This is a genomic window from Streptomyces sp. NPDC003327, from assembly GCF_053589515.1.
The window spans coordinates 42767-51618 of the sequence record NZ_JBSFSA010000044.1 but is presented as its reverse complement, the minus strand read 5'-3'; the positions used below and the strand labels follow the sequence as shown (position 1 = coordinate 51618).

At 70.8% G+C, this 8852-nt stretch carries 8 protein-coding genes; 3 read left to right on the top strand and 5 right to left on the bottom strand.

What is annotated here, in order from left to right:
* The first annotated feature begins 307 nt into the window (after window positions 1-307).
* The 3 genes from ACWDVG_RS26360 to ACWDVG_RS26350 all read left to right on the top strand — a co-directional run bounded on the left by ACWDVG_RS26360 (window position 308) and on the right by ACWDVG_RS26350 (window position 4104).
* Window positions 308-1348 (top strand): substrate-binding domain-containing protein, encoded by a 1041-nt coding sequence (locus ACWDVG_RS26360; protein WP_451702528.1) that lies wholly within the window; start codon window positions 308-310, stop codon window positions 1346-1348.
* 126 nt (window positions 1349-1474) lie between these two features.
* Window positions 1475-3067, top strand: a complete 1593-nt coding sequence (locus tag ACWDVG_RS26355) for a sugar ABC transporter ATP-binding protein (protein WP_451702526.1) — start codon at window positions 1475-1477, stop codon at window positions 3065-3067.
* Window positions 3064-4104: an ABC transporter permease gene (locus tag ACWDVG_RS26350; protein ID WP_451702524.1), complete on the top strand. Its 1041-nt coding sequence runs from the start codon at window positions 3064-3066 to the stop codon at window positions 4102-4104. The genes ACWDVG_RS26355 and ACWDVG_RS26350 overlap by 4 nt, the downstream gene beginning before the upstream one ends.
* A gap of 27 nt (window positions 4105-4131) precedes the next feature.
* Here the strand turns inward: ACWDVG_RS26350 and ACWDVG_RS26345 are convergent, their stop codons facing one another.
* Genes ACWDVG_RS26345 through ACWDVG_RS26325 form a run of 5 tightly spaced genes read right to left on the bottom strand, consistent with a single transcriptional unit; the run spans window position 4132 to window position 8779 of the window.
* Complete coding sequence (locus ACWDVG_RS26345; protein ID WP_451702522.1) at window positions 4132-4707, bottom strand: hypothetical protein; 576 nt, start codon at window positions 4705-4707, stop codon at window positions 4132-4134.
* On the bottom strand, window positions 4704-5879 hold the full coding sequence (locus ACWDVG_RS26340) for an ROK family glucokinase (RefSeq protein WP_451702520.1): 1176 nt from the start codon (window positions 5877-5879) through the stop codon (window positions 4704-4706). Before ACWDVG_RS26340 ends, ACWDVG_RS26345 begins: the two co-directional genes overlap by 4 nt.
* Before the next feature lie 37 nt (window positions 5880-5916).
* Entirely contained in the window at window positions 5917-6717 is an 801-nt protein-coding gene (locus ACWDVG_RS26335; protein ID WP_451702518.1) for an ATP-binding cassette domain-containing protein, read from the bottom strand.
* A complete protein-coding gene (locus ACWDVG_RS26330; protein ID WP_451702517.1) occupies window positions 6714-7763 on the bottom strand; it encodes an ABC transporter permease in 1050 nt (349 codons plus the stop codon). Before ACWDVG_RS26330 ends, ACWDVG_RS26335 begins: the two co-directional genes overlap by 4 nt.
* Entirely contained in the window at window positions 7760-8779 is a 1020-nt protein-coding gene (locus ACWDVG_RS26325; protein ID WP_451702514.1) for a sugar ABC transporter substrate-binding protein, read from the bottom strand. Before ACWDVG_RS26325 ends, ACWDVG_RS26330 begins: the two co-directional genes overlap by 4 nt.
* Between the last annotated feature and the right edge of the window lie 73 nt (window positions 8780-8852).

Genomic DNA, 8852 nt, shown 5'->3' with positions numbered 1-8852 from the left:
GCCAACTCGATCTTCAACGACACCGTCGGCAAGGCCTACGTCAGCAACACCACCCTCACCGAAGGCCTGAAGGCCTGGCAGGACACCAGCGTCAAGTACGGCAACGACCAGGGATTCACGGTCAACAAGTAAGGCACCACCGCCCCGGGCCTCCCCCTCCGGGAGGCCCGGGGCCCCTCCCCCGGCTCGCGCCAACGGGCCACACCCTGCCCTCAGATGTTTGTATTTGTTTGTGTGCGAAGGGTTGTGATGGCCCGTCGGGCGCCTCGCGGCCCGCCCCTCGCCTCCCGGAATCAAGGAGCCACCGATGAACCGTTCCGCATCCCGCCGTGTCGCCGTCGCCACCGGCCTTCTCGTCACCCTCGGGCTGAGCACGGCCTGCTCGTCCGGCAAGACGTCCGCCTCGGACGACTCCGTCGCGAAGGTCGACGGCAAGATCTCGATCACGTACCTGCAGAAGCAGGGCGACCAGGAGTACTTCATCGGCGAGGCCGCCGGCGCGAAGGAGAAGGCCGCGCAGCTCGGCATCGACCTGAAGGTCGTCAACCTGGGGAACGACGCCAACAAGACCGTCAGCGAGGTGCAGTCGGCCATCGCCCAGAAGACGAACGGCGTCATCATCGTCGTCCCGGACCCGGCGGTCGGCCCGCAGGTCGTGCAGACCGCCAAGGACGGCGGCGTCGTGCTCCTCACCTCCGACGACCAGATCTGCACCACCGGCCCCGACCCGGCCGCCTGCGGCAAGGCCGACCTGGTGCCCCGCATCGGCTTCAGCGGCGCCCAGATGGGCGAGGAGGTCGGCAAGCGTGCCGCCGCCGAGTTCAAGAAGGCCAGCTGGACGGCCGCCGACACCCGGATCGTCTCCGCCTGGAAGCAGGACGTGACCGTGTGCGGCGACCGCGTCGCGGGCGCGAAGAAGGCGTTCGACGCGGCCGTCCCGGGCGTGAAGACCATCGACGTCCCCACCGACAACACGCCCACCGGCGCCCAGGACAAGATCGCCGCGACGGTCACCGCCAACGCCGGGGTGAAGAACTGGGTGATCTGGGGCTGCAACGACGAGAACGTGATGGGCGGCGTCACGGCGCTCGCCAACGCCGGCATCTCCGCCGACCGTGTGATCGGCGTGGGCCTCGGCGCCTACCTGGCCTGCAAGGAGTGGCAGTCGGACAAGGCGACCGGTATGAAGGCCGCGCTGTTCATCAACGGCAAGGACGTCGGCGCGCTGGCCGTCCAGACCATGTACGACAAGCTCAAGAACGGCAAGGACTTCCCGGCCGAGGCCTTCGCCCCGACCACCATGGTCGACCGGACCTCGTGGAAGAGCGCCGGCGTCACCTGCGGCTGAGGGACGCCCCGCCCCCGGTACTCCCGGCCAGCGGCCGCCGCTCGACGCGCCGCCGGCCGGTGAACCCCTCCCCTTCGTCGGGCCCTCCGACCACGACTGCACGCTGCCTTCGAGGTGAACCGATCCATGACACCAGCCCCCCACCCGGGTTCCGCCCCGGGTTCCCCCGACGGCCCGCCTCCCGCGGGCTCCCGCCCCCCGTCCGTCGGAGTGTCGGGCCTCGTCAAGCGCTTCGGTGAGGTCCGGGCCCTGGGCGGCGTCACCCTCGACTTCCCCGCCGGGCAGGTCACCGCCCTCATGGGCGAGAACGGCGCGGGCAAGTCCACCCTGCTGAAGACCCTCACCGGCGACCACCAGCCGACCGAGGGCCACGTGGTCGTGGACGGAGTCCCCGTCACGCTCGACTCCCCGGCGCGCGCCCGCGCCGCCGGCATCCGGATCATCCCGCAGGAGCCCGAGATCGTCCCGCACGTCTCGGTCGCCGAGAACGTGTACGCGGGCGCGCTGCCCCGCACGCGCGGGCGGGTGCTCGACCGGGCCGAGCTCGACCGGCGCATCAGGGCCGACCTGGACCGGCTCGGCTTCGCCCACGTCCTCGACCCCGATCTGCTCGGTTCACAACTCACCCCGGCGCAGAGGCAGTTGGTCGAGATCATGCGCGCGCTGACCGGTGACACGCCCGCCCGTCTGATCGCCTTCGACGAGCCCACCTCCTCGCTCTCCGAGAACGAGGTGGAGGCGCTGTTCGCGCTGATCCGGCGCCTGCGCGAGGAGGGCATCGCCCTCGTCTACGTCTCGCACCGCATGCAGGAGATCTTCCAGCTCGCCGACCGCATCGCGGTCCTGCGCGACGGCAACCTCGTCGGAGTCCAGGACGCGCGGACCACCGACGAGAACGAGCTGGTGCGCCTCATGGTGGGCCGTGACCTGTCCGCCATGTTCGTACGGCAGAAGGTCGCCACCGACCGGCTCGTCCTCGACGTCCGGAACCTCACCACCGACGACGTCACCGACATCTCGCTGCGCGTGCACGCGGGCGAGGTCGTCGGGCTGGCGGGCCTCATCGGTGCCGGGCGCTCCGAGCTGGCCCTCGCCCTCGCCGGCGACCTGCCCGTCCGGTCCGGGACCGCCACCCTCGACGGCGTACGGCTCCGCAGCGGCCGGCCCGGCGACGTCATCCGCGCGGGACTCGGCCTGGCGCCGGAGGAGCGCAAGGCCCAGGCGCTCTTCCTCCAGCAGTCCGTCAAGGAGAACACCTCCCTCGTCGTGCTCGACCGGCTGCGGCGCTTCCGCTTCGTGCGGCGGTCCGCGGAACGCCGCCTCGCCCAGGACTTCTCCGACCGGCTGAGGGTGCGCACCCCGTCGATCGACCACGAGGTGCGCAAGCTGTCCGGCGGCAACCAGCAGAAGGTCGTGCTCGCCCGCTGGCTCGCCCGCAAGCCGAAGGTCCTCATCCTCGACGAGCCCACCCGCGGCATCGACGTCGGTGCGAAGGCGGAGATCTACCAGATCGTCGCCGACCTGGCCGCCGAGGGCGTCGCCGTACTCGTCATCTCCTCGGAGCTTCCCGAACTCCTCGGTCTGGCCGACCGGGTCGTGGTCATGCAGGGCGGCCGGATCACCGGCGAACTCGACCGCGGTGAAGCCACCGAAGAATCCATCCTCGCACTCGCCATGGCCGACGACATCGCCGGCGCCGCACCTGGAGCCTCCTCATGACCCTCACCACCACCCCCGGACCGGATGTGAAGGAACCCCGCGACGGTGCCGCCCCCGCTCGGCGCCGGTCGGGCCTCCTCGCCGGCATCGGCGGTCAGAACATCAGCCTCATCGGTGCGCTCGTCGTCGTCCTCGTCCTCTTCGGCGTCCTCAACGAGAACTACCTGAGCCTGTCGAACATGCAGGTGATCGCCGAGGCGGCGACCATCACCGGGCTCCTGGCCGTCGTGCAGACCGTCGTCATCATCTGCGGCGGCCTCGACATCTCCGTCGGCTCGCAGGTCGGCGTCGCGTCCGTCGTCAGCGCGATGGTCTTCACGACGACCGGCTCCGGCGCGTTCCTCGGCATGGCCGCGGCGATAGTCGTCGGCGTCCTCATCGGCGCGCTGAACGGCCTGGTCATCGTCTACGGACGGGTCAACCCGACGATCGCCACCCTCGCCGGGCTCGCCGCCTACAAGGGCCTCGCCCAGCTGCTCTCCGACGGCCGCGCGCAGGGCTACGTCCTCAACAACGACGTCTTCGTCTTCCTCGGCCGCGGCAAGATCGCCGGGCTTCCGGTCATGGTGTGGATCCTGATCGTCGTCTCGGTCACGGTGCACCTGCTGCTCAAGTACACCGACATCGGCCGCAACCTGTACGCCATCGGCGGCAACGACACCGCGGCGCGCCTCGCCGGCATCAGCATCAACAAGTACCTGATCTGCGTCTACACCCTGATCGGTGTCGTCGCCGCCGTGGCCGGCATCCTGCTGACCGCGCGCACCGGCTCGGGCCAGCCCGTCTCCGGCAGCGAGGGCCTCGAACTGAAGGCCATCACGGCCGCCGCGCTCGGCGGCGCCGCCCTCAAGGGCGGCAAGGGCGGCATCGGCGGCACCCTCCTGGCGGTGGCGCTGCTCGGCTGCCTGGAGAACGGCCTCACCGTCGAGGGCATCAACACCTTCTGGCAGAACGTCGCCCAGGGCGCGCTGCTCGTCATCGCCGTCGTCATCCAGCAGCGCCGGAGCGGCGAACGCGCCGTCGGACTGCCCCACTGACGGCCGGTGTGCGCGGTCTCCGCGGCGTCAGGGACTCGTCGTGGAGACGGCGTACACCGTCGGGAAGGCCGGATCCGTCAGGTCGACGGTGATGTCCGTCGCGGGCCGGGGTTCCTCGCGGGTGACGGTGGTCCCGGACCAGGCCGGGCCCGGGGTGAAGGTCCAGCCGACGATGTCCGCGTCGCGGTCGCCGACGGTGACCCGGCCGGGGGTGAGCCCGGCTCGGCTCGTACCGGACTCGGCGAGGAAGGTGTCGAGCCCGGTGGCGGTCGTGGTGAAGCGGACGTAGAGGCGGCTGGTCTTCCAGTTGCTGGTCTCGTAGTACGCGACGCCCCACGAGCCGGCCGGGATAGGGACCTCGAAGACGCGGCGCTTCATCAGAGAGGGCCAGTTGTCCTGGAGGCCGACGACGGAGGACTCGCGCTCCTTGTCCAGGCCGCTGTCGCGGCTCTGGCCCGCGGAGATCACGAGGTAGCCGGCCGGGATGCCGACGAGCAGGACGATGATGATCGCCGTGAGCCACCGGCGGCGGATCATGTGCCGGTGGTCCTCCGGCAGCTTGTCCTCCCGGCGGGGTGGACTGGTCTGGTGGGGCACGGTCATGGACGGGGTTCCTCGGGGGTGCGGTCGGTGCGCCCCTGGGTGCCGTTGCGGAAGGCCTGGGCGTAGCGCTCGTACCGTTCGTACCGCTCGACCCGGCGCCGGTTGGCGCGGCGGAAGCGGCGGGCGACGAGCCGGGCGAGGTCGGCGGCGCCGACCATGCCGGCCTCGGGGCCGAGCTGGGCGCGGGTGATGCGGGCCTCGGGGCGGTAGCCGCGGCCGGTGAGGTGGCGCCGGAAGGCGTCCCGCGCGGGGCCGATGAGCAGGTCGTCGGCGGCGGAGACGCCGCCGCCGATGACGAAGCAGGACGGGTCGAGGGCCGCGGCGAGGTTGGCGATGCCGACGCCGAGCCACTGGCCGATGTCCTGGAGGAGCTCGACGCACATGGCGTCGCCCTCGCGGGCCAGCTCGGTGATGAGGGGCCCGGTGATCTCCGGGACGTTCCCCTTGACCCGCTCGATGATGTTGTACGCGACCGGGGAGTCGGCGGCGGCCAGCTCGCGGGCCTCGCGGACGAGGGCGTTGCCGGAGCTGTACTGCTCCCAGCAGCCGCGGTTCCCGCAGGGGCAGCGGTGGCCGCCGGGGACGACCTGCATGTGGCCGAACTCTCCGGCGACCCCGTACTTGCCGCGCTTGACCTGGCCGTCCTCCAGGATGGCGCCGCCGATGCCGGTGCCGAGGGTGATCATGACGAGATGGTCCTCGCCGCGTCCGGCGCCGAAGCGCCATTCGGCCCAGGCGGCGGTGTTGGCGTCGTTGTCGACCATGACGGGGACGGCGAGCCGGCCCTGCAGGGCGTCCCTGAGGGGTTCGTTGCGCCAGGCGAGGTGGGGGGCGAAGAGCACCCGGGCCCGGTCGGCGTCGACCCAGCCGGCCGCGCCGATGCCGACGGCGTGGACGTCGTGCCGGTCGGAGAGGTCGAGGACCAGTTCGACGATGGTGTCCTCGACGACCTTGGGGCTCTTGGACTTGTCGGGGGTCTCGGTGCGGAGCTTCTCCAGGATGTTGCCGTCGGCGTCGACGACCCCCGCCATCACCTTCGTACCGCCGATGTCGATGCCGACGGTCGGCACCCGGGGTGCCGTCAGGTGGGAGCGCCGCTCCCGGGTCCCGACGGTCCGCAGCACGGTCCCGCGCGCGGATCCTCGGTGGGCGAGGTCACGGTAGGTACTCATCGGCTCCGATTCTGCCAGGTGGGGTGTCGGGAGGCCGTCAGGTGGCGGTGGGCCGCTCCAGCTCGTGGCGGAGGTCCTCCAGCTCGCTGCCGCCTGCCATCTGGCGGGTCAACTCGTCGAGCGTGACGGAGTCCTTGGAGTGGCTCGCGGCCATGACGCCCCGCTTGAGGAGGACGAATCGGTCGCCGACGAGGTAGGCGTGGTGGGGGTTGTGCGTGATGAGGACCACGCCGAGGCCCTCGTCGCGCGCGGCGGCGACGTACTTGAGGACGACGCCGGACTGCTTGACGCCGAGCGCGGCGGTGGGCTCGTCGAGGACGAGGACCTTGGCGCCGAAGTGGACGGCGCGGGCGATGGCGACGCACTGGCGCTCGCCGCCGGAGAGCGTGCCGATGGGCTGGTCGACGTCGCGGAGGTCGATGCCCATGCGGAGCAGGGCCTCGCGGGTGGTGGTCCGCATGCGGGCGACGTCGAGCCGCTTGAGCGGGCCCCTGCCCTTGGTGGGTTCGGAGCCGAGGAAGAAGTTCCGCCAGACGGGCATGAGGGGGACGACGGCGAGGTCCTGGTAGACGGTGGCGATGCCGCGGTCGAGGGCTTCGCGCGGGTTGGCCAGGCTGACGTCCTCGCCCTCGATGCGGAAGGCGCCGGCGTCGTGGCGGTGCAGGCCGGCGACGATCTTGATGAGGGTGGACTTGCCGGCGCCGTTGTCGCCGAGGACGCAGGTGATCTCGCCGGCCCGGACCTCCAGGGAGACCCCTTCGAGGGCGCGGATGTTCCCGTAGTACTTGCTGACGTCGTCGAGCTCGACGAGCGGGGCGGTGGTGTTCGCCGTCGTCACTTGGTGGCCTCCACGCGCTTGCGGATCCAGGCGTTGAGCAGGGTGGCGAGCAGCAGCATCGCGCCGAGGAAGAACTTGAACCAGTCGGGGTTCCACTCGGCGTAGACGATGCCCTTGCTGGTCATGCCGAAGATCAGGGCGCCGACGGCGGAGCCGATGGCCGAGCCGTACCCGCCGGTGATCAGGCAGCCGCCGATGACGGCCGCGATGATGTAGATCAGCTCGTTGCCGACGCCTTCGCCGGACTGGACGACGTCGAAGGAGAAGAGCAGGTGCTGGCCGGAGACCCAGGCGCAGAAGGCCACGCCCAGGTAGAGGCCGATCTTCGTACGGAAGACGGGGACGCCGACCGCGCGGGCGGCGTCGGCGCCGCCGCCGACGGCGAAGATCCAGTTGCCGAAGCGGGTGCGCAGCAGGATCCAGGTGGCGAGGGCGACGAGGCCGAACCACCACAGGATGGTGACCTCCAGGTCGACGCCGCCGACGGTGAGGTGGGAGGCGAAGAGCGCGTGGGCGGAGGGGAAGCCCTCCATGTCGGCGATGGTCTTGGTGGAGACGGTGCCGGCGATCAGCTTGGTGAGGCCGAGGTTGAGGCCGGTCAGCATGAGGAAGGTGCCGAGCGTGATGATGAAGCTGGGCAGTTTCGTGCGGGTCAGCATGTAGCCGTTGAAGGCGCCGACCGCGAGGGTGACGAGCAGCGAGACGCCGACGCCGACCCAGACGTTCGCGGTCATCTGGTAGCTGAACATCGAGGAGACCAGCGCCGAGCTCGTGACGAGGACGCCGGCGGAGAGGTCGAACTCGCCGCCGATCATCAGCAGGGCGACCGGGACGGCCATGATGCCGAGGGTCGAGGCCGCGTAGAGGACGGTGCCGAGGCTGGAGGGGTTCAGGAAGCTGTCGGCGACGACCGCGAAGAAGGCGAAGACGGCGACGGCGCCGACGACCGAGCCCAGCTCGGGGCGGGCGAGCAGCTTCTTCAGCGGGGTGGTGCGGAGCAGTCGTTCGTCGACGTGGTCGAGGCCGGAGGGGGTGGTGGAGCTCATCGGGTGCCCCGCTCGGTGTACTCCTCGAGCGCGGCGGCCTGGTCCTTGGTGATGATCTGGGGGCCGGTCAGCACCGGCTTGCCGCCGCCGAGGACGTCGGCGTTGTAGCGGTAGAGCCAGAGCAGGTCGACGGCCTCGTACCCCTGGAGGTAGGGCTGCTGGTCGACGGCGAAGCCGAGGGTGCCGGCCTTGAGGGCGGCGGCGACCTTGGCGTTGAGGTCGAAGGTGTCGACCTCGGCCTTGCTTCCTGCGCTCTTCGCGGCCTGGACGGCGGCGTCGGCGAAGGGGGCGCCGAGGGTGACGACGGCGTCCACGTCCTTGTCGGACTGGAGCTTGGCCTCGATGGACGCCTTCACGTCGGGCATGTTGGTGCCGTCGACGTAGAGGTTGACCAGTTCGCCGCCGAAGGTCTCCTTGGCCCCGGCGCAGCGCTGCTCGTGGCCGACGTTCCCCTGCTCGTGCAGGACGCAGAGGGCCTTCTTCCGGCCACGCTTGTCGAGTTCCTCGCCGACGGCCTGGCCGGCGACGGTCTCGTCCTGGCCGATGTGGGTGAGCGCGCCGAAGGCCTTGGACTGCTCGGCGCCCGAGTTCACGGTGATGACGGGGATGCCGGCCTTGACGGCCTTCTCGACGGAGGCCTTCATCGCGTCGGGCTTGGCGAGGGTGACGACGAGCCCGTCGACGCCCTTGGCGACGTAGGAGTCGATGAGCTGCGCCTGCTGCTGCGCCTCGTCGCTGTGGGCGTAGAGGAAGTTGATGTTGTCCTTGACGGCGGCCTGCTTGGCGCCGTTCTGGACGATGTCCCAGAAGGTGTCGCCGTCGCCCGAGTGGGTCACCATGGCGAAGGTCCAGCGGGGGGTGTTCACGGCCGCCCTGCCCTGGGCGGCCGCCGCCTTGCGGGCGTCCTCCGCCCGCTTGCCGCCGGTGCTGCTGCACCCGGCGAGCGCTCCCGTGAGCGTGAGCGCGAGCACGGCGCCGACTGCGGCGCGTACCCCTCCTGTCCGAAGCCTGGTCACGAGGCCGTGCCCTCCTTTGTGTCCTTCTGCGTGCATTGCAGTATCGGTCATGCGGGTCGCGCCGCTCGTCAGG

What these genes read in the sequence shown, in the direction of transcription:
- ACWDVG_RS26350 (WP_451702524.1), top strand. Translation starts at nt 3,064, where the DNA reads ATGACCCTCACCACCACCCCCGGACCGGATGTGAAGGAACCCCGCGAC.
- ACWDVG_RS26360 (WP_451702528.1), top strand. Translation starts at nt 308, where the DNA reads ATGAACCGTTCCGCATCCCGCCGTGTCGCCGTCGCCACCGGCCTTCTC.
- ACWDVG_RS26355 (WP_451702526.1), top strand. Translation starts at nt 1,475, where the DNA reads ATGACACCAGCCCCCCACCCGGGTTCCGCCCCGGGTTCCCCCGACGGC.
- ACWDVG_RS26340 (WP_451702520.1), bottom strand. Translation starts at nt 5,879, where the DNA reads ATGAGTACCTACCGTGACCTCGCCCACCGAGGATCCGCGCGCGGGACC.
- ACWDVG_RS26345 (WP_451702522.1), bottom strand. Translation starts at nt 4,707, where the DNA reads ATGACCGTGCCCCACCAGACCAGTCCACCCCGCCGGGAGGACAAGCTG.
- ACWDVG_RS26330 (WP_451702517.1), bottom strand. Translation starts at nt 7,763, where the DNA reads ATGAGCTCCACCACCCCCTCCGGCCTCGACCACGTCGACGAACGACTG.